At 56.5% G+C, this 19958-nt stretch carries 18 protein-coding genes; 6 read left to right on the forward strand and 12 right to left on the reverse strand.

The window, feature by feature from the left end; genetic code table 11:
• Position 1 precedes the first annotated feature (1 nt).
• The 3 genes from CAUR_RS08215 (at position 2) to CAUR_RS08225 (ending at position 3169) form a co-directional block, all read left to right on the forward strand.
• Positions 2 to 973, forward strand: a complete 972-nt coding sequence (locus tag CAUR_RS08215; protein ID WP_012257437.1) for an AAA family ATPase — start codon at positions 2 to 4, stop codon at positions 971 to 973.
• A 31-nt stretch (positions 974 to 1004) separates the two neighbouring features.
• Positions 1005 to 1790, forward strand: a complete 786-nt coding sequence (locus tag CAUR_RS08220; protein WP_012257438.1) for an enoyl-CoA hydratase-related protein — start codon at positions 1005 to 1007, stop codon at positions 1788 to 1790.
• 755 nt (positions 1791 to 2545) lie between these two features.
• Entirely contained in the window at positions 2546 to 3169 is a 624-nt protein-coding gene (locus CAUR_RS08225) for a GNAT family N-acetyltransferase (protein WP_012257439.1), read from the forward strand.
• A gap of 41 nt (positions 3170 to 3210) precedes the next feature.
• Here the strand turns inward: CAUR_RS08225 and CAUR_RS08230 are convergent, their stop codons facing one another.
• A complete protein-coding gene (locus CAUR_RS08230) occupies positions 3211 to 3453 on the reverse strand; it encodes an ATP-binding protein (RefSeq protein WP_012257440.1) in 243 nt (80 codons plus the stop codon).
• A gap of 90 nt (positions 3454 to 3543) precedes the next feature.
• Here CAUR_RS08230 and CAUR_RS08235 point away from each other — a divergent pair, with 90 nt between their 5' ends.
• Positions 3544 to 4218 (forward strand): Crp/Fnr family transcriptional regulator, encoded by a 675-nt coding sequence (locus CAUR_RS08235; RefSeq protein WP_012257441.1) that lies wholly within the window; start codon positions 3544 to 3546, stop codon positions 4216 to 4218.
• 7 nt (positions 4219 to 4225) lie between these two features.
• Here the strand turns inward: CAUR_RS08235 and CAUR_RS08240 are convergent, their stop codons facing one another.
• Complete coding sequence (locus tag CAUR_RS08240; RefSeq protein ID WP_012257442.1) at positions 4226 to 4975, reverse strand: HpcH/HpaI aldolase family protein; 750 nt, start codon at positions 4973 to 4975, stop codon at positions 4226 to 4228.
• Positions 4976 to 5506: 531 nt separating this feature from the next.
• Between CAUR_RS08240 and nirK the strand changes: the two genes are divergently transcribed.
• Complete coding sequence (nirK, locus tag CAUR_RS08245) at positions 5507 to 6553, forward strand: copper-containing nitrite reductase (RefSeq protein WP_012257443.1); 1047 nt, start codon at positions 5507 to 5509, stop codon at positions 6551 to 6553.
• 2 nt (positions 6554 to 6555) lie between these two features.
• Here the strand turns inward: nirK and CAUR_RS08250 are convergent, their stop codons facing one another.
• Both CAUR_RS08250 and CAUR_RS08255 read right to left on the reverse strand, forming a co-directional pair.
• Positions 6556 to 7593, reverse strand: a complete 1038-nt coding sequence (locus CAUR_RS08250; protein ID WP_012257444.1) for a glycosyltransferase family 2 protein — start codon at positions 7591 to 7593, stop codon at positions 6556 to 6558.
• 174 nt (positions 7594 to 7767) lie between these two features.
• The gene (locus tag CAUR_RS08255) at positions 7768 to 8853 is read right to left on the reverse strand and encodes a myo-inositol-1-phosphate synthase (RefSeq protein ID WP_012257445.1); all 1086 of its coding nucleotides are present in this window, start codon (positions 8851 to 8853) and stop codon (positions 7768 to 7770) included.
• 746 nt (positions 8854 to 9599) lie between these two features.
• On the opposite strand from CAUR_RS08255, the gene CAUR_RS08260 reads away from it, so the two are divergent.
• On the forward strand, positions 9600 to 10718 hold the full coding sequence (locus CAUR_RS08260; protein WP_012257446.1) for a hypothetical protein: 1119 nt from the start codon (positions 9600 to 9602) through the stop codon (positions 10716 to 10718).
• Positions 10719 to 10809: 91 nt separating this feature from the next.
• Here the strand turns inward: CAUR_RS08260 and hepT are convergent, their stop codons facing one another.
• From hepT to CAUR_RS08300, 8 genes are all read right to left on the reverse strand, one after another.
• A complete protein-coding gene (gene hepT, locus CAUR_RS08265) occupies positions 10810 to 11211 on the reverse strand; it encodes a type VII toxin-antitoxin system HepT family RNase toxin (protein ID WP_012257447.1) in 402 nt (133 codons plus the stop codon).
• A complete protein-coding gene (gene mntA, locus CAUR_RS08270; protein WP_012257448.1) occupies positions 11208 to 11627 on the reverse strand; it encodes a type VII toxin-antitoxin system MntA family adenylyltransferase antitoxin in 420 nt (139 codons plus the stop codon). Before mntA ends, hepT begins: the two co-directional genes overlap by 4 nt.
• A 377-nt stretch (positions 11628 to 12004) precedes the next feature.
• Entirely contained in the window at positions 12005 to 13333 is a 1329-nt protein-coding gene (locus CAUR_RS08275) for a CdaR family protein (protein ID WP_012257449.1), read from the reverse strand.
• On the reverse strand, positions 13330 to 14160 hold the full coding sequence (cdaA, locus tag CAUR_RS08280) for a diadenylate cyclase CdaA (RefSeq protein ID WP_012257450.1): 831 nt from the start codon (positions 14158 to 14160) through the stop codon (positions 13330 to 13332). Before cdaA ends, CAUR_RS08275 begins: the two co-directional genes overlap by 4 nt.
• A 2-nt stretch (positions 14161 to 14162) precedes the next feature.
• Positions 14163 to 17435, reverse strand: a complete 3273-nt coding sequence (locus tag CAUR_RS08285; RefSeq protein WP_015909089.1) for a tetratricopeptide repeat protein — start codon at positions 17433 to 17435, stop codon at positions 14163 to 14165.
• Between the two features lie 25 nt (positions 17436 to 17460).
• A complete protein-coding gene (gene argF / locus CAUR_RS08290) occupies positions 17461 to 18390 on the reverse strand; it encodes an ornithine carbamoyltransferase (protein WP_012257452.1) in 930 nt (309 codons plus the stop codon).
• 88 nt (positions 18391 to 18478) lie between these two features.
• A complete protein-coding gene (locus tag CAUR_RS08295) occupies positions 18479 to 19282 on the reverse strand; it encodes an ATP-binding protein (protein ID WP_242605104.1) in 804 nt (267 codons plus the stop codon).
• Positions 19215 to 19925 carry a DnaD domain-containing protein gene (locus CAUR_RS08300; protein ID WP_012257454.1) on the reverse strand — a complete coding sequence of 237 codons (711 nt, stop codon included), beginning with the start codon at positions 19923 to 19925 and terminating at the stop codon, positions 19215 to 19217. The genes CAUR_RS08295 and CAUR_RS08300 overlap by 68 nt, the downstream gene beginning before the upstream one ends.
• Positions 19926 to 19958 lie beyond the last annotated feature (33 nt).

The raw sequence follows: 19958 nt of genomic DNA on the forward strand, positions 1-19958 counted from the left end.
TGTGAATACACCATCTTCGACCTCTGTCGCCAACCTGCTCGCACTGGCCGATTTTGCCGAACGTGTGCGGGCAAATGTTGAACGGGTTATTATTGGCAAAACGGCAGCGATAGACTTACTGCTCATCGCTTTGATGTGTGGTGGGCACGTGTTGATTGAGGATGTCCCTGGGGTGGGCAAGACGATGCTGGCCCGCGCCCTGGCTCTATCGCTGGGATTGCGTTTTCAACGGGTTCAGTGTACTCCCGATCTGTTGCCCAATGACCTCACCGGTGTCAGTGTCTACCGCCCACAGAACGGGCAATTTGTCTTCCAGCCCGGCCCACTTTTCAGCCACGTGGTGCTGGTTGATGAGATCAATCGCGCAACGCCGCGCACGCAGAGCGCCTTGCTCGAAGCGATGGGGGAAGGGCAGGTGAGTGTTGACGGTGTGACGCATCGTTTGCCAGAACCGTTTCTGGTGCTGGCTACCCAGAATCCGATTGAGTTTGAAGGTACCTTTCCCTTACCCGAAGCGCAGCTTGATCGCTTTCTGCTCCAGATTCAGCTCGGTTATCCCTCACCGGCTGATGAGTTGCAGATGTTGACGACGCTCGCCGGCGATCATCCCATTACACAAGTGACGGCAGTGGTTGACGGGTCGCAGATACCGGCACTGCAACGAATAGTCTACACCGTGCGCGTCGCACCGTCACTGCGTGAGTATCTGGTGCGGCTGGCGCAGCAGTTGCGCAGCCATCCCGATCTGGCGCTGGCGATGAGTCCACGAGCGACGCTGGCGCTGTTTCGTGCCGGGCAGGCGCGGGCAGCGCTGGCCGGACGCGATTATGTGTTGCCTGACGATTACAAGGCGCTGGCCGAGCCGGTGTTGAAGCATCGTCTGCTGGTGCGTCCGGCAGCCGCAATCCGTGGCCGCACCAGTGCTGACGTTTTGGCCGAGGTGTTAGCCAGCGTGGAATTACCGCTAGAGTAGTGCTGTTTCGCCTGGAGAAGGAGCAACCACGATGGCAGTGTTGACGCTTACCCGTGATGGCCCGATTGCCACCCTTACGCTACAGCGACCAACCGTTCACAATGCCTTCAACCCCGATGTGATCGCCGGAATTACTGAGGTCTGCACCGATCTACGCGATGATCCTGCCGTGCGAGTGCTGATCTTGCAGGGAGAGGGGCCGTCATTCTGTGCCGGCGCCGATCTCAACTGGATGCAGGCCAGTCTCAACTATTCACGTGAAGAGAATCTGGCCGATGCTTCTCGCCTTGATGCGATGTTCACGGCCCTCGACACACTGCCGCAAGCGGTGGTTGCCAGGGTACACGGGGCAGCGCTCGGTGGTGGGGTGGGGCTGGTCTGTTGCGCCGACTATGTGGTTGCGGCTGAAGAGGCTGTTTTTGGGTTAACTGAGGTGCGCCTGGGTCTGCTGCCGGCGGTTATTGCCCGCTTTGTGACCGCGAAAATCGGCTTTGGGCATGCCCGCGCCCTGTTTGTGACCGGGCGCCGGATCAAGGCAGCGCAGGCGCTGGCGATTGGGCTGGTACACGAGGTGGTACCGGCTGATCAACTCGATCAGGCTGTTGACCGTGTCGTGCGCGATTTGTTGCAGGCCGGACCACGTGCGATAGCGATGAGTAAAGCGTTGTTGCAGGTGGTGCGCACCGGTTCACTCGACGAGGTGCGACGGCTGGCAATCGAAGCGATTGCCTCTGCCCGTACCGGTGCCGAGGGCCAGGCCGGGTTGCGGGCGTTTCTCAATCGTCAGTCACCACCGTGGGCACCAGAGCAGAAATAGACAGGCACCGACCCTGGACTGAAGTTACGCTGGTACGGAAATGGCGCACCGGCTGATGCCTGTACTATGTGAATGATTGAATGAGTCAGGCCCCGCGTTTGCCCCGCTCCTGCGGCCGCCGGATGAAAAGCCTGCCATTCGTCGGAGAGAGAGGGCTGGCGCGTCAAACACGCTGAGGTTACACTGGTACGGGAATGGAGCACCGGCTGATGCCTGTACTATGTGAATGATTGAACGAGTCAGTACTCGCGTTTGCCCCGCTCCTGCGGCCGCCGGATGAAAAGCCTGCCATTCGTCGGAGAGAGAGGGCTGGCGCGTCAAACACGCTGAGGTTACACTGGTACGGGAATGGAGCACCGGCTGATGCCTGTACTATGTGAATGATTGAACGAGTCAGTACTCGCGTTTGCCCCGCTCCTGCGGCCGCCGGATGAAGAGCCTGCCATTCGGCGGTGAGAGAGGGCTGGCGTGTTAAACACGCTGAGGTTACGCTGGTACGGAAATGGCGCACCGGCTGATGCCTGTACTATGTGAATGATTGAATGAGTCAGGCCCCGCGTTTGCCCCGCTCCTGCGGCCGCCGGATGAAAAGCCTGCCATTCGTCGGAGAGAGAGGGCTGGCGCGTTAAACACGTTCACGGTGACTGCTACGGTAGATAGTGAGAGCCATCCTGCGATGGAGTATCCGGTGTGACGTATCCAATGAGCTTTGGTCGTAATCGCAACATCAATGCTGCTTGAAAAGGTGCTATCGTATGCCTGCATTCATTATTCGCCCCGCCATTGGCACCGATATACCTGATTTAGCCCGCTTGATCGTCGAATTGTATCACTCTGAATTGCCAGGTGCGCTCAGTGGCTGCCGGGCCGGACAAGAGCGGTTGTTAGCCTATACGCTGCAAGCCAATGGCGAAGCGGCCCTCACAAACAGACTGGTGGTATGTGACGATCAGCAACGGGTTATCGGTACCGGCATGCTGCAATTCCCCAACGAGCCGGCTTACGAGCGAGCGCCACGGGGAACGATTGCAGCAGCAGTGCGTGAGCTTGGGATCGGGCCAACCCTCAAACTGGCAAGTGTGGTGGCGCGTAGCCTGATAGGTGTGTATCGTCATACCGATCCGCAGAGTGCCCTGATCCATTCGGTCGTGATCACTGCTGCGGCCCGTGGTCAGGGGGCCGGGCAGACATTGATGGCAGCCCTCGAGGAGCAGATTAGATCACGTGGATTGCCCCGATCCCGTTTGCAAGTGCTGGCGAACAATACTGCCGCCCAACGCTTCTATCGGCGGTGTGGGTATGATGAAATCTGGCGACTGGATGGCTGGCGTGCTCGCCTGGGCTGGCCGAGCCTGGTGATGGAGAAGGTGCTGGTATAAATCACTGCTGTGTTGTCGGTATACATCCGGCCAGATCGTCATCAGGTTGTCGTCGCCGAACAAAACGTGATTGTAAACGGTCGCCCAATGGCTCCCGTTGGACAATAACTCTCGCAGAGCGGGCAAAAATTGCAGGCATCGGCATTGACAATCACTGCGTATCCATCACGGACAGCAACCGCATGGGTTGGGCAGAGTGCTACACAGAGACCACAGCCGTTGCAACGGTTGCGATCAATCTCAGGAAGTTGTGGTACGTGGATTGCAGATTGAGTTGTGTTCATAGTATTTCTCCGGTTCATCATCTTCTGCAATCCACTATAATGAGAACGACGGTACGGTTGCAGTGACAATCGTCACAGCGCAGGTGGTCATTGGACAACGAACGCATCGCTCAATTGCGCCGGGTGAGTTTTTGCACTCACCTCCCTGATACAGTATTGCAGGCACTGGCAGCCACGGCCTTCCCACGCTCGTACCCCGCCAGTGCATTGATTGTCCTTGCCGGTGAGCCACCACAGGCAATGTACGCCGTGGTAGCGGGACGGGTCAAGCTAACCCGCATTGCGCCGAGTGGCCGCGAACAGATCGTGAATGTCATGGGGCCGGGTCAGCACTTCAATGCGGTACCGATTTTCGATGAAGGGCCTTGCCCGGTGAATGTGGAAGCGATTACTGATGTTGAGGTGCTGGAATTCTCCATCACAGCAATGCGGCAACTGGTGCATGAACACCCGGCGCTGGCGATGGCCCTGCTCCGGGAGTTTGCCACTCGCCTGCGCCACATGGTCAATCTGATCGATAACATTGCGCTACACAGTGTACAAGGCCGTCTGGCGCAGTTGCTACTCAATCGGGCAATTGCTTCGGAAAAGGGTGAGTTGATGGCACCGTTGACACAGGCCGAAATGGCTGCCATGATCGGTACCGTGCGCGAGATGGTGAGTCGGACACTGCACCAGTTTGAGATGCAGGGGATGATCCGTATCGAACGCGGCGCAATCGCGATTTGCGACCGCGCCGCGCTGGCTGCCTGTGCTGAGACCTAGATTCAGATTAGCCGCTTACACGCTGTAATGCCGCGATTGCCCCCCGACTGATCAGATCACTGTCGTTGACAATCGTGATGAACCGAAAGCCAAGCGCCGCCAGATCGGCGGCCCATTCCGGGCTGGCGTAGATGCCGGCAACCAGGTGATGCCGTCGACAAACCTCAACCACCCGGCTAAGCGCCGCTCGGAAGGGTGGGGCTGCGAAATCCACCGGTACGGGAAGCCCTAAACTCAAGCTGAGATCAGCCGGCCCGACATAGAGGCCATCAATGCCCGGCACAGCAGCAATTGCCTCAAGCTGGTCGAGGGCGCCGGCCGTTTCGATCATCGGCATAATGAACGGCAGGCGCGCCACCATGGCCGGTTCGGCCACCCCATACACAACGCCAACCCGCACCGGCCCATAACTCCGGATGCCCTCTGGAGGAAAACGACAGGCAGCAACCAGCGCCTGGGCATCGGCTGGGCCGGTAATCAACGGCGCAATAATTCCGGCAGCACCCCGATCCAGAGCGCGCATAATCGCTGCCGGTTCGTTCCACGCTAAGCGAACAAAGACCGGACACCGTCGGTCAATGGTATGCAGGATTTGCAATGCGGTTGGATCGTCGATCAAGCCGTGCTGCAGATCAATGGTGAGCGAGGGAAATCCGGCTGCGGCCAGTAGCTCAGCGCTCCAAGGGCTGGGAATGGTGAGCCACGCATTGTAGATCACAGCGTCGCTTGCCCAGCGTTGGCGAAGGTGATCAACCATAGCTTGTATCTCCATACTATCAGCGAACATCTGCATGGTAGCACGGTTGCAGAGTGGGGAAAAGGGTCAGCGTAGGAGCAGAAGTTATCTCATTGATCACTGGCAGAATGATCGTGACGATCATACCTGGCATCCCCGTGACCAGCAGGTCAACGGCGTGACACGCGCCTGATTGTGAGCACGGCTGGCGCGGCAGTGTGGCTACTGCACTCCAAACGATACGACACGCGCATGACGAGCGGGCAAGGAAACCAATCCAGTGGGTGATGGCACCGTAGGCGGTCGCCAGCGCTGCTCGCTGCCATACCGGTGTGCCGGGATCAGGATAGGTTGTCGTTGGTGATTGGCAAGCGTTCACGAGCCTGTGCGACCGTCTAGTAGCACGACCACACAGCTTCATGAGATGCGTTCTCAACACATCACTGTAACACCCATTGAAAAAGAAGTTGTGACTTCTGTCACATTAACAATGAACGCTCTTTGCTACGATTGGCTCAGTAAGGCACAGGCTTAGACAGAAGGAGAAAACAAATGGTTCGCTCACTGATTATTGCAGTACTGGTTACCTTACTGGCCGGTTGTGCGACTGCTCCTACTCCTACCGGCGTCCAAATGCCGGTCGTGCCGACAGTTGCTCCAGCCATGGAAGTGACTAATGAGGTGATGTTGCCGGCCAATGCAGTTCCGGCGCCGGTTGGTTCCCGCCCGGCACAGACGGTAACCGTAGAGCTGACGACTCGCGAAGTGGTAGGTTACCTCGGTGATGGCAGTACCTATACGTTCTGGACGTTCAACGGCACGGTTCCTGGCCCGATGATCCGGGTACGGGTCGGTGATACCGTCGAACTCTCGCTCACCAATGCGCCTGACAGCCAGTTGCCGCACTCGATTGATCTGCACGCAGTGACCGGCCCGGGTGGTGGGGCGGTGGCGACGCAGGTTGCTCCTGGTCAGACCAAGAGCTTCCGCTTCCAGGCGCTTAACCCCGGTGTCTACGTGTACCACTGCGCAACGCCGCATATTCCGTCCCACATCGCCAATGGGATGTACGGGCTAATCGTCGTGGAACCTGAAGGTGGTCTGCCGCCGGTTGATCGCGAGTTCTACATTATGCAAGGTGATTTCTACACCCAACAAGATCACGGCACCAAGGGCCATCTAACCTTCAACCCACTGGCAGTGAAGGACGAAAACCCGACCTATATCGTCTTCAACGGCCGGGCTGGCGGTTTAACAGGCGATAATGCGATGAAGGCACGGGTAGGCGAGACGGTACGGCTGTTTGTTGGCGTAGGTGGCCCGAACGTGAGCAGCAACTTCCACGTGATCGGCGAAATCTTCGACACCGTCTACGTCGAGGGTGGTAGCCTGCAGAACCACAATGTACAAACGACCCTCATCCCGGCAGGTGGAGCGGTCATCATCGAGTTCAAAGTGGAAGTGCCGGGCACCTACATCCTGGTCGATCACGCCCTCAGCCGCTCGATTGACAAGGGTGCAATCGCCAAAATTGAGGTCAGTGGCGACCCCAATCCGACGGTCTTCGACGCGCCAGAACTGAACACTGCCGGCCACTGAGATCAAGGTTCAGGTTCGTCGGTCACCGTCACCCCCAGCGCCCGCTCGATCCGGTCGAGACGGGCGCTGATCGTGCGTCGCCACGCCTCTTGTTCGACCAGATTGACGCGCGTGCGGTAAAGTATCTCTTCCTGTAACCGGCGTACACCCCCGACCCGGTCGGCCAGTAAGCCGATGAGAAAGATAATCAACGCCATTAAAATCAGGATACTCCCCACCAGCAAAGACTGATCATTGGTGGCCGAGAGCACGCCCAGGCGCCGACCGATAAAGACGAACGCAGCCCATCCCAGCAACACAATGCCTGGCGTCGCGAAGAAGAGCGCAATGTAGCTGAAGACTTTGAGGGGTTCGTAGGTCGTGTAGGTGCGGGCGATGATGGCGGCCTGCCGCTTGATAAAATTCCAGTTGCCGCGGTGCAGGCGAGAGGGACGCTGCACAGGATTGGTCTTGATGGGAACCGCCACAATTGTGAGCCGCCGTTTACCGGCCTGGATCAGATTTTCAACCGTATACGAAAAATCGGAGGTTACAAAGGTGCGCAGCGCAGCTTCGCGTGACAGCGCCCGAAAACCCGACACGGTATCGGGCACATTTGTCTCGGATGCCCAGCGTACCACTGCACTACCGATATGTTGTAACGCCTTTTTCAGAGGGGAGAAATGCTCAATCTGATGCACCTGCCGGTCACCGATCACAATGTCGGCCTTGCCGGCAAGGATCGGTGCAATGAGATGCGGAATTTCGCTCCCTGGATACTGGTTGTCGGCATCGGTATTGACAATAATATCAGCACCGAGACGCAACGCGGTATCGATACCGGTCTGGTATGCGGTTGCCAGCCCCTTGTTGGCAGTATGACGTACCACATGATCAGCACCGGCATTCAGAGCGACTGTAACCGTATCATCGGTACAGCCATCATCAATAATCAACACCTCAACCTGATCCACGCCGGGGATCTGCCGGGGAACAGCACGAATGACATCGGCGATAGTATCGCGTTCGTTGAGGGCCGGAATCTGCACTATCAGTTTCATGCCCGTCCTGCTTGAATATTGTCCGGTGTCGTAAGCCGGTGAGGGCTGCCACGCAGAGTTGCCCTACCGTGCCTCGACGGGCAGCCCTGGTGGTTGCCCCTACCCTGGCTGAGAGGGACGCCACCAGGGTTGCCCCTGGCTTGCCTCAACGGAGGAGAGCCTCACGGATTGTCCCTACTTGGCACCGACCTCACCACGAATAAAGCGCTCGGTCAAATCGCGCGCTTCATAGTCGGTGAACTGGCGAGGCGGTGTCTTCATAAAATAGCTGCTGGGGCCGTAGAGTGCGCCGGCAATCCCCCGATCAAGAGCCAGTTTAGCACAGCGAATGGCATCGATCACCACGCCCGCCGAGTTGGGCGAGTCCCACACCTCCAGTTTCAGCTCCAGATTGAGCGGCACGTCGCCGAAGGTGGTGCCTTCCATACGGATGTAGCACCACTTGCGATCCCCCAGCCACGGTACATAGTCGCTCGGCCCGACGTGTACCTGTTCAGCCGGCAACTCGTACCCCAACTGTGAAGTGACGGCATTGGTCTTGCTGATCTTCTTGCTCTCCAGACGCTCACGTTCGAGCATGTTGAGAAAGTCGGTATTGCCGCCGAAATTCAACTGGTAGGTACGGTCGAGACGAACACCACGCTCCTTGAAGAGGGTTGTCAACACGCGGTGAGTGATGGTTGCACCGACCTGACTCTTGATGTCATCGCCGATAATCGGCAGCCCCTTCTCCTCGAATCGGCGTCGCCAGTATTCCTGGCTGGCAATGAAGACCGGAATGCAGTTGATAAATGCACAACCGGCATCGAGTACCTGTTCTACGTACCACTTGGTTGCCATCTCACTGCCGACCGGCAGAAAATTGACGACAACATCCGTTTTTGTCTCGCGGAGAATGCCCACAATATCGTCGGTATCGCGCTTCGATTTACGGATCACCGTACTGAGGTACTTGCCGATGCCATCGTGGGTCATCCCACGAGATACCGGTACACCCAGCTTCGGTACATCGGCGAAGCGATAGGTGTTGTTTGGTTCGGCGAAGATCGCCTCGGACAGATCACGATCAACCTTGGTATCGGCAATATCAAATGCCGCCGAGAACTCGATATCGCCAATGTGGTAGCCGCCCAGGTTGACGTGCATCAGACCGGGGATGTCATCGCCATCACGGGCATTGCGGTAGTAATGGACGCCCTGTACCAGTGAGGAGGCGCAATTGCCAACGCCAATAATCGCAACGCGGATCTTCTTGCTCACAGCGCTTCTTTCCTTTCAACACAGCTTTATGAGGCAGTAGCCGCAGCGTGGCGGCGTGGATCAACACGACATTGTACTCTTGTCGCGACACTTTGTAAAATGCCGCGTTGTGGTGCGGTGCAGGTAAGGGGGTGACCGGGCAGGAATGCGTGCAGCCTCTACACAGGGCGATGTGTTGTGCGATGCGCAGACGTTGCGCGAACGCTGCGATGGCACCTGGATTGCGCGAAACGACCGTGAAACCGTGCGATGGACGTGCATCTATACAGCGCACAGGCGTGCAGAAGCAACAAATCGGACGCGCTGGATGCCAGAGGGATACTATCCAGGCAATGCCACATCAAATCTGATACAGCCCAGTACAGGACACACGATCCAACATGGAGCCTTTCTCTCGTATGACAATGTGAACGGCCCATGCACCGCCCGTAGGGGCGGGTTCGGAACCCGCCCCTACGGGACCTGTACCTCTGTATTATGCAAGTGATTCCTACGGATCGTCGCAAATAGGATCGATAGTCACGGAGGGCCGCCTATCCGGTGCCAGGCAATGATGCACAGTATCACTCAAGGTTTGCAGACCACTGCGGGGGTAGAACCATCAGCAAGGCTTTGCTGTGAAAAAAGTCACAGCGAGCTTTGTTGCAGCATCTTATGCTGGAACACAAGGAAACTCACTCGAACCACGTAGACAGCCTGACGGTAGTGTTGATAGAGACAGGTTCACAGCAATGGGGAGATACGCCATGACCATATCAAGGTATGCTTTTGGGTTGCGGGTAGCATTCGCTGCCGGCGTCATGGTGATGCTGGTTAGCGCGCTCTGGGCAGGCTTATTACGGATCGGCTGGGCTTTACCCTTCTCACCCATCGCGCTGGCTGCGCTCCACGGTCAACTTTTCGTTGGCGGCATGCTCGGTACAGTCATTGGGCTGGAACGGGCGGTAGCGATTGGGCGCCCCTGGGCTTTTGCCGGGCCACTGTTGACTCTCAGCGGTGGATTGGGATTGCTGCTGGGATTGCCGACTACCCTCGGTGCGTTGCTTATCAGTAGCGGCAGTTTTGGCCTGCTCATCATCTTTGCCACCCTGCTCAAGCGCCAACCGGCTCGTTTTCTGATTACGATGGCGCTCGGTGGGCTGGCGTGGTTCGGCGGTAACCTGATCTGGCTTAGTGGCAAACCTTTAGCGCTGGCCTCACTCTGGTGGATCGGCTTTCTGACCCTGACCATCTTCGGTGAACGGCTGGAACTGGGCAGGCTGCGCCAGTTGCCGGTTCATGCGTTCTGGAGCTTTAGTCTGAGTGTCGGGTTGATCTGGTTGGGGCTGTTATGGTCATTGTTTGATTATGTCAATAGCTCGCGCATTGCCGGCCTCGGCCTGCTGGGCAGTGGGTTGTGGTTATTAGCCTATGACATCGGACGCCGGACGATTCGCCGGCCTGGATTACCCCGCTTCAGCGCGACCTGTATGCTCTCAGGCAGTGCGTGGCTGGCAATTGGTGGCCTGCTGATGGTGATGGTTGGCGGTGTCTATGGCGGCTTTCCTTACGACGCCATCCTGCACAGCGTCTTTGTCGGCTTTGTCTTTGCGATGATTTTTGGACATGCTCCGATCATCATTCCCGCTCTGCTGAAGGTGCCGTTGCGCTTTAGCAACTGGAGTTATCTGCCCCTGGGATTATTACACCTCTCACTGGTACTGCGTATGACCGGTGATCTGCTGATGGTGATCGAACTACGGCGCTGGGGTGGGATGTTGAATGCGGTGAGTATTGTGGTGTTTCTGTTGATCACAGCGGGGAGTGTACTCGTCGCCCGCCAACAGCGGGTGGCGGTAGCGCATGACCAAATTGGGGTTCAGTGATGAGCAGCTACCTGCTGCCAACGATGAATGTGCATCCAGGCACCAGGCTTCTCTTTCCGCCGTAATGTCATTATGCGATGCAGGTATATACTTATCCTTGATTTTTGATCTGTTCAGCAAACTGTTGAAAATCACTTATTCGATGAAGTAATTCATACAGTTGTTCAAGGTCAACAGAAACGTATTCAGGCACCAGAATATTGCGTAATCCGACTATACCACAAAGTGTATTGGCCAGATGATGATCAACATAGCCGGCACAGTGTAGAAGGTCTATACATTCAGCATATGTGGAGGGGATTCCCAGGTTATGCCGGCTAACAATCTGGCAACTTATATCAATTACCATCTGAATAGCTTCCAGAAAACCATAGCGCAGTGCCCACTCCAGATGTGTGTTCTGTCGCACATCGGCGAGAGAATACGTTTGCGCAAAACGCTGAAGCTCGCGCACAGTGGTTTCCAGCCGCTGTAATCGCTCTAACACGATCATCCCCCTTTGCCGAACTGCCCGCTCTCCAGACGCTCGCGAAAGGCATTCATCACCATCGTCCGTAGAAAGGATGTATCCAGATAGTGCAAGATAATCCTGGCCTTAACATCAGCAAAGATGTCGGGGTCTCGACAAAACAACAGTTTCCCTTCGGCAATAACCCGGTAGGCGAGCAGGGGATTACGTTCAAGCGCCACGTTTAGCACACATAGATCAACGGTTCGACCGAGCGCTGTCTCCAGGGAAGCAGCGAGTTTTCCCGTTTCCAGGAGTGACCAGGGACGGGTAACGTAGATGCCAATATCTGCATCGCTCCAGGGGTGCGCTGTATTTCTCGCCAGCGAACCGAAGAGCATAGCAAAAACAATTGAGTCATGGGCTTCCAGCAGATCACGCGCTTGTTCCAATTGTGTCATTGCCTCAGACTGTTCTATACTGAATAATCACTGTTCGCGAGAAGCGAACAGGTTCGCCGCTTTGTAGATGCTCTAAACGTGTTTAGCGCAACAACTGGCGATAGTTACCGGCGCTTTGCTCCATCGTTATTCGCCAATACCGGCTCATTCCCCAGGCATCTACGGTGTGTTCAGTATAGCGCTTCTCCACAACTGTGGCAATTGCTACGCTGGAAGCCTGATCTGTCGGGCAGCGCAGGTCTACGCCTGGTAGCGCGAAGTGGCCGGCTCACCGTAACCTATCCCACTCCAGTCACAGAGATGAACCGGTGCGGAAGTATTGCATCCACCCTCGATGCAACATCGGGTTCTGACGACTGATAGATTACCCTGATCGCCTAGCCACCGTCCGGGGTGGGCGTCGGCTCGATTTCCGGTGACGGTTGGGGAGAGGGTGATGGGGTCGGGGTTGGCGTCGGCTCTGGGATAATCACCACTGTCACGGTTGGCGCTTCACCCACGATGCTGACCCCATCAGGCAGCAGGGGTTGGACAGGGAACTGATAGGCACCAGGAGCAAGTCCGCTGACGTTAATGGTTGCTTCCAGCGGCGTCGCCGCCAGGGCATTCAGTTGGGCACTGGTACCGGCGAAGGTTATCTCAACGACCTCTGGTGATACGGTGACAAGGAGACCATTTTCTAAACCGTCGATCACAATCTCGACCGGTAAGCGAATCTGGAATGGCAAGGTAATTGGTGTGATCTCAACCGTTACCCGCACAGCGTTCGACTCGCCCTGAGCCGGCGAAGTACCGGTCGGGATGATTAACGGTACGATGCGCACCACCGTCTCACGAGCGTTGGCGATATCGATAGCTTCTGTCTGCAACAGGTTGATCGCGTCAAGCGGGCCAGAACTACCGGTAAGGGTGATTAATGGCGGATCAACCTTGATATCGGTGACGGCAAATCCCGGCGCCGGTGAGCCGATGATAATCGGCGAAACCGGCACCAGTCGCAGACCAACCACCGGATTAATCGGGATAACGACAGTCACCGTTGCCGGTCGAACCTGCACTCCTTCAACCGGCTGATTATTGTTATCAACCGGCGTCAGGTTCAACGGTGCAACATACGATGCGCGAAGTTGCGCGATATTAGCCACAGTCCGCACCGCCGCTACCCGCACAACCCGACTTTGCGGACCACTCACCGTTACGGTGTCGATCAAATTACCGTTGTAGCGTATCTCTGGATCACCGCGCTCAAAACTAAATGGTGGCGAACCAACGATTTCAAGACGAATGGGGACGGTCACAGTTTCTACAGGCTCGATACGTATACTGATAGCAGACGGTTCGATCCCTCCCGCCGGCACACTGAACGAGAGGTTGCTGCGCGTTGGTTGAACATTGATCGGCACCAGGTGATCGCCGGGACCAAGATTACTCAGATCGGCCACAACCCGGATATCAACCGGACGTAACTCCGAGCGCTGTCGGCGATCAGTGCGGAGGGTGACGTCAACGAGTGGAAACGAGGTTGTCGGCAACCCATTCGCATCAACGATCACCATATCTTCAGCCAGGCCAACGATCTGGAGCGTGAGGTCCTCGAAACGGGCCGTCTCTTCAGGATTCTCGCTGAAAGAAACAAACGACCAGAGGGCAAAGCTCAGACCAAAGGCCAGGAACGCCCGCAACACGATTGAACGCACGCCATTCATGCCGCCCTCTTCGCTTCTTTCTCAAGCGGCACCTGCATCAGATCGGCCAGCATTGTCCGCAGCCGTGTCTCGGTTAAATAGCTCACCATGCGGCCATCACTGACGAGCGAGATAGCACCGGTCTCTTCTGACACAACGACGGCCAGTGCATCAGTCTGCTCGGTAATCCCCTTGGCCGCACGGTGGCGCGTACCGTACCGTCGTGGACCGGAAATATCTTCGCTAAGCGGTAGCACAACATTGGCTGCCAGAATCCGATTCCCGCGAATGATCACTGCCATATCGTGCAAGGGTGAGTTAGGAAAGAAAATATTGAGCAAAAGCGGCGTGGAAATACGCGAGTCGAGAATCACACCACGGTCGGCAAATTCCTGCAACTGGGTGCGGCGTTCAATCACAATCAGTGCCCCAACCCCCTGCTGCGAGAGCTGTGCTGCTGCGCGACTGATCACCGTAATCGTCTCCAACAGCTCAGAGCGATTGGCACCACCAAACGGTCGCCCGAAGAGGTCACTCGACCGACCAAGGCTCTCTAGCGCCCGTCGCAACTCCGGCTGGAAAAGGACGGGAATAGCCACGATCAATGCCGGCGAGATGACATTCACAATCAACCAGGTGAGGAGCGTAAGCCGATCACTGGCGATAGCAGGCATCAGAAAAGCGATAGCCAGCAAAATACCAACCCCGCGCAGCAACTGGACAGCGCGCGTGCCACGCACAATGCCCAACAGCCAGTAAAAGAAGGCTGTAACAATGAAAATGTCGATCAGCGCGAATGGTGAGGTAAGCGGATTTAACCGCGTCCAGAGACGCTCAAGCTCTATCATTGTTAACTCTGTGGCGGCGCCGACTTACGTTGCTCTAGCATACGATTGGCGGCACTTAACATAGCTTCTACCCGTTCTGTTTCGATTCCCGGCATCTTCAGCATTCGCCGGCAGAGCTGGCTGGCCTGGCCGTATTCCTCGCGCCGCATCAGCATGTCGTAGAGCATGTAGTAGGCTTCCAGGTCTTGTTGATCAAGCCCAATGATCTGATGTAGTTCAGCGATAGCATTATCGTAATCGCGTTGTTGGGCAAAGATACGGGCAATCTGCTTCTTCTCGCTGATAGCCTCTTTGGTGCGACGGGCCAGCGTATGCATGAGTGCCAGCCATTGGCGGGCATCAATGTCGTTCGGTGCGATCTGAACAATCCGATCATACATCTCTCGCGCCCGCTCGTGATCGCTAAGCATCCAGTAGGTCTGGGCAACTTCTTGCAACGAGGCGACCGCATCTTTCAGTTGACCGGCCCGCTTTTGTAATTCACTCACCCGTACCAGACCGGCCAGCCCTTGATCGAGATAGCCACGGCGCAGTTGCATGCGAGCCAGGCGACTACCCATACCGATATGGTTTGGCGCCAGCCGTACCGCATATTCGAGCATTTCAATCGCCCGATCAAGCTGTTGCCGTTCCTCGTAATAGGTAGCCATTTCATCAAGCTGCGCCAGCGCCTCGGCCAGTTTTCCCTGCCGGAAATAGACTTCAGCCAGCTTGGTATAGATTGCACGGTCGTAAGGCAGCAATCGCTTCGCCTCTACCAGTGCCTGTTCAGCGCCGACCAGATCGTCGCTCATCGCATAGGCTTCGGCCATTCGTCGCACCAGAGCGGCGCGTGATGGCGGGATTGCAAAAGGATGGCGAAGGGTTGGATTGGGTGAAGTCTGGTCGGCAACAGCCTGGCCACGGCGGAGTTGTTCAAGCGCTTCTTCTGCCTTCCCAAGCGCAATATAACTATCGGCAGTTGCCTGATAAACCAGGGCCGGCGGGAGCATCGGATCGGGTTCACTCGCCAGTAAGGCTTGTGCCTGATCCAGCTCCAGTAAGGCCATATTGTGTTGTTCGTGCTGTTGCTGAATAATTGCCAGCATGTAGTGCAGCAGAGCGCGATCCTCAATCAAGAAGGCAGCGCGATACTCTGCCTGCACAGCGGCAAACTCGCCTGGCTGTTTCTTCAGTTCGGCCAGCACCGTCGCCAGCGAGTCCCAAATAACAGCGGGTTGCTCACCCATCAACGCCAGCGTGATATTCAACCGCGCCAGTGCGACAGGGTCATCGGGGGAACCCAATTCCAGCGCTTGCCGAAACTCATCGAGGGCAGCTTCAAACCGTTCGAGTTTGAGCAGGGCCAGACCGTACTGTGCATGTACGTCACGATGTTTTGGCGCCCATTGCAGCAAACGCCGAAACTCTTCCAGCGCTTTATTGGTCTGTCCAAGCCGAAAATAGGTATTTGCCACCTGAAGCAACTGCTCAACTGCCTCGTCAATGCGGCCAGTTTGCTTCAATAACTCGGCCAGTTTCGAGCGCGCATTGACCGTGTCGGGCGATAATTCGATAAAGCGAAAGTAGACGTCAATCGCTTTTTCTGCCTCACCACGCACACGGTACGTCTCGATCAGAAGTTGATACTTGGCAAGCGCCTCTTCAGGGCGACCCTGCCGTTCGTAGATTTCACCCATCCGTAGATGGATCGGGAGATACTCAACGTTGTGATGGATGACCTCCAGACATGCATCGAGCGCCGCGTCGAGCAAGCCCTGGGTGAGATAGGTTCCACTCAGTTCGAGCCAGCCGGCGGTCACCTCATCAAGGCCGGTGGGATCGAGTGGAGTTGGTGGTGGGAATTCAGGCGTTGCCAGCGCTGTTGGTGCACTCATCCGTTCGAGCAGTGGTAACTGTTCGATGGCTACTGGCTCGACTGCTGGTGCCTGATCGTTATCGGGGATGTTTCCTGAACGGAGAAAATCCGTAATCGGTCGAATCTTCCCCCATCGCCCGGTATCCGTATCAGGAACAGGAGGCTCAGGTTCAGCCGGTGCCGGCTGTGGCTGCAAGACACCCGTCCCAATGGTTCGCAGCTTGGCGAACATATTGCGGTCGGCCAGCTCTTTTGCCCGATTCTTGAATTCGACTGCTCGATCACGCCCCCACCGCTTACTTGCCAGAAAATCGGCCAGTGTGCCGTAGAGGGTTGAAGCCCGGGCCAGATCACCAATTTGCTCGTAAACTGTTGCCGCACTCTCGTACATCGCAATGAGATCATCGGCCTCCGCTTTACCGATAGTCTCAAGATCAACCAGGCTAATCGTCAGCTCGAACTCTTGCGCAGCCTGGGGTAATTGCCCAAGGTCACGATAGACCTGTCCCAATGCGAAGTGGGCAGAGAGTGCATATTCGGGATCGCCGGCGGCACGGGTCAACACACCCACCGCCGCTTTGAGATTACCCCGCGACTGGTAGAGTAAGCCGAGTGAATAGAGCACATCCGCTCGTTCGAGGCCAGCCTGCAGTGCCTGTTCGTAAAGTTCTACAGCCCGATCCTCATCACCGGCTTGCTGACATGCCATAGCCTCGGCAATGAGATGTTCTGGTTGCGACGCCGAACCCCTAAGGGCACCGGTTGGGAGTGACGGACGTAATCCACTCGTGCCACGCATGGCAACCGATGCCACCGGTTGCGTACCGAGCTGTTCACGCAGCCGGGTCGCAAGATCACGGGCAGCACGTTGATTGGGCACCAGGCGGAGTGCCCATTCGACCTCTTGTAACGCTGCGGCCAGATCACCCTGAGCAATCAGGCGCTGGGCCAGTTCCAGATGGGTATCGGCAGCTTCGGGAAGTGCACCAATGTCTTCGTAAAGCTGCGCCAACCGACGGCGTTGATCATCAAGTTCCGGTTGAAGGGAGAGCAGTTCACGCAATGACTCGGCAGCCTGTAGCGAGCGACCCTGCGCACTATGGAGATCGGCTAACGCTCGATAAGCATCAGCCGCCGCCGCAACGTCACCTTGCCGCTGATAGCATTGAGCAATATAGCTGAGAAAAAAAGCATTGGTGCGGTCAGTTTCGTACAAATCGCGAAATGCCTGCAACGCCTTGTCAAACCGGTTCGTCTGAAAGAGGGCGACGGCTGCGGCGGTGCGTGCTTCGAGGTCTTGTGGGAACTCTTGCAATGCCCGTACCGCTGCCCGTAACGAGTCTTCCCAACGACCTTGTGCCGATGCGTCCCGACACTGCTCCATTGCGCGATCAAAGATTGCCCGGTTGCCTGCCATAGCGTCTTTCCGCATGCTATCGGCGCTACTTCCCTAACAAGAACAAAATGAGCGCCTTTTGAACGTGGAGTCGATTCTCTGCCTGCTCAAATACGACAGATTGCGGCCCGTCGATAACCTCAGCCGTTACTTCCTCACCACGATGCGCCGGTAAGCAGTGCATCGCCAGTGCGTGTGGTGCCGCATGGGCCATAAGCGCTGTGTTTACCTGATACGGTGTAAAGACCGGACGACGACGTGCAGCTTCGTGCTCCTGCCCCATCGATGCCCAGACATCAGTATACACTGCATCGGCTCCGCTAACCGCTTCGACCGGAGAAGCTGTAATGGCGAGCGTGGCGTCGTGTTCCTGGGCCAGTCGTTCCGTTAGTTCGATAATGTCGGGTGCCGGTCGGTAATCGGGTGGACACCCAATCCGCAGGTTGAGACCCAGCGTTGCACCCAATAACATCAACGAATGACAGACATTATTTCCATCACCAACATACGCCAGGGTGAGACCCTGTAAGCGTCCGAAGCGTTCACGGAGCGTCAGCATATCGGCCAGTGCCTGACATGGATGCTCACGATCCGAGAGTGCATTAATAACCGGTACCGTCGCATAGCGCGCCAGAGTCTCAACCGTGGCATGCTTGAACACCCGTGCCGCGATAATTGCCACCCAGCGACTTAAATTGCGAGCAACGTCAGGAACACTCTCACGCCCGCCCATATCAATGTCATTTGCCGAGAGATAGGAAGGATGTCCACCGAGCTGGGTCATACCGGCTTCAAAGGCTACCCGTGTGCGCAGAGAAGGCTTTTCAAAGACGAGAGCGAGTGTCTGGCCTAACAAGGGCCGATCATTGACCTGGCCGGCGCGCCATGCCGCTTTAAGCATTGCGGCCCGATCAAGCAGGGCTTCCGCCTCAGCACGGTTAAGATCGGCTGCGGAGAGAAAATGTCGTAATGTCATGGTAACATTCTTTCTTTCTATTCAGGCACAGGCAGGTCTGGCAAACGCCGACAGGATTGTATGCGCCGTAGCGTGTATTTCACTCAGTTCATTCCTGAGTCCTGGCGCGAGAGCTGTCGCCCCGGCGTCGGCGTGAATGATACCGCTGTTCAAGACTCAGACGGCGATAATCTCCTGCTTCGATGATAATCCGTTCCCGACAGATAGCGGTATCGTACATCCGGGAAAGAATGCGCGGATCGATATCCTTCGGGTCACGATTACTGGTGATCACCGTCGGTAGAGCATAATTATACCGATGGTTCATGATCTGGTAAAGTTTTTCTCGTGCCCAGGGGGTCGTATTTTCGGTGCCCAGGTCGTCAAGGATCAGCAATGGTACATCGCGCACCAGTTCAAACCGTTCATCGTAGGCCGTCTCAGAATTAGGGCCGAAGGTTGAGCGAAGGTGGTCGAGCAGATCGGGCACAACGGTAAAAAGCACCGGCGTATGACGGTCAAGAGCTTCGTTTGCAATGGCGGCGGCCAGATGGGTTTTACCGCACCCATACCCACCAAACAAAACCAGCCAGCCCTGGGGGTTTTGCGCATACTCATAAGCACGGGCAAATGCCCGCTGTACGCCGGGTACAGTACGGTCAAAGGTGGCAAACGTCTTATCACGCAGCGGTGCCAGGTTTGAGAGTCGCTCCAGTTCTTCGTAGCGTCGGCGTTCTTTCTCGGCCTGTTTGCAACGACAGGTGATCAGAACGCCAAAATTGGGATCCCCATACGGCACGGCCAGCGTGTAGTAGCCAACACCGCGACAGATTGGACATACCTCTTCAGAGGTCGCTCTCGTCGCTTCCGCGGCGGAAGAGGTGTCCGAGTTGCCCGCTGGTATATTTTTCAATATCGATAGGTCGTCCGGTCTGATACGACGCAGGTTCTCGTCCATTGGCGGCCCACCTCTCCAGCATACGCTGAATATAACGCCACGAACGTACATTCGCCCGTACTGCCTCGCGAATGGCATCTTCGAGCCATTCAGCGGGATAGCGGGCACTGGCCTCACGCAATTCCTCAAGTAATAATGGTGTTACCAGTCCAATATTTTGTTCGTACAATTCTATCAGACCCGGTCGCTCGCCAATCGCCTCATCGGCTGGAGGAACGAACCCACTCGCTCCGACTTGTTCTGCCCATGCCCGGTTGGCCGGTGTATTGATGAGATACCAGTTCCGTACCCGGCCATCGCGTGGCTCTACCAGATGTAAAACGGTGCCCCGACGTACCGCTGCTGTCAGTCCTTCATCGAGCAGCTCCTCGAACGAACGTAGGGTACTGAGCGACTGCAACGAGCGCCTGAGTAGATCATCATTGAGGAGATCATCCCAACTGAGCCGCCGTGGTCGGCTACGCAGGCGACTGATGCGGTAGAAGAGATGCAGCGTCACTTTGATCTCGCTCGGCTTTGTGATAGCCGGCAATATCTCGGTGAAAAACTCCGGCGGGATGCCGGTTAGTCGTTCAGTTGTGAAGCCACTGAAAGTCATACCTTCTCACCGCCTGATGCGACCGGTGAATCT

The organism is Chloroflexus aurantiacus J-10-fl, from assembly GCF_000018865.1.
Classification (GTDB): domain Bacteria; phylum Chloroflexota; class Chloroflexia; order Chloroflexales; family Chloroflexaceae; genus Chloroflexus; species Chloroflexus aurantiacus.

Bases quoted from the DNA above. Each gene is read 5' to 3' on its own strand.
- CAUR_RS08220 (WP_012257438.1), top strand. From the start codon at position 1,005: ATGGCAGTGTTGACGCTTACCCGTGATGGCCCGATTGCCACCCTTACG.
- CAUR_RS08225 (WP_012257439.1), top strand. From the start codon at position 2,546: ATGCCTGCATTCATTATTCGCCCCGCCATTGGCACCGATATACCTGAT.
- CAUR_RS08230 (WP_012257440.1), bottom strand. From the start codon at position 3,453: ATGAACACAACTCAATCTGCAATCCACGTACCACAACTTCCTGAGATT.
- CAUR_RS08240 (WP_012257442.1), bottom strand. From the start codon at position 4,975: ATGGTTGATCACCTTCGCCAACGCTGGGCAAGCGACGCTGTGATCTAC.
- nirK (WP_012257443.1), top strand. From the start codon at position 5,507: ATGGTTCGCTCACTGATTATTGCAGTACTGGTTACCTTACTGGCCGGT.
- CAUR_RS08250 (WP_012257444.1), bottom strand. From the start codon at position 7,593: ATGAAACTGATAGTGCAGATTCCGGCCCTCAACGAACGCGATACTATC.
- CAUR_RS08260 (WP_012257446.1), top strand. From the start codon at position 9,600: ATGACCATATCAAGGTATGCTTTTGGGTTGCGGGTAGCATTCGCTGCC.
- hepT (WP_012257447.1), bottom strand. From the start codon at position 11,211: ATGATCGTGTTAGAGCGATTACAGCGGCTGGAAACCACTGTGCGCGAG.
- mntA (WP_012257448.1), bottom strand. From the start codon at position 11,627: ATGACACAATTGGAACAAGCGCGTGATCTGCTGGAAGCCCATGACTCA.
- CAUR_RS08275 (WP_012257449.1), bottom strand. From the start codon at position 13,333: ATGAATGGCGTGCGTTCAATCGTGTTGCGGGCGTTCCTGGCCTTTGGT.
- cdaA (WP_012257450.1), bottom strand. From the start codon at position 14,160: ATGATAGAGCTTGAGCGTCTCTGGACGCGGTTAAATCCGCTTACCTCA.
- CAUR_RS08285 (WP_015909089.1), bottom strand. From the start codon at position 17,435: ATGGCAGGCAACCGGGCAATCTTTGATCGCGCAATGGAGCAGTGTCGG.
- argF (WP_012257452.1), bottom strand. From the start codon at position 18,390: ATGACATTACGACATTTTCTCTCCGCAGCCGATCTTAACCGTGCTGAG.
- CAUR_RS08300 (WP_012257454.1), bottom strand. From the start codon at position 19,925: ATGACTTTCAGTGGCTTCACAACTGAACGACTAACCGGCATCCCGCCG.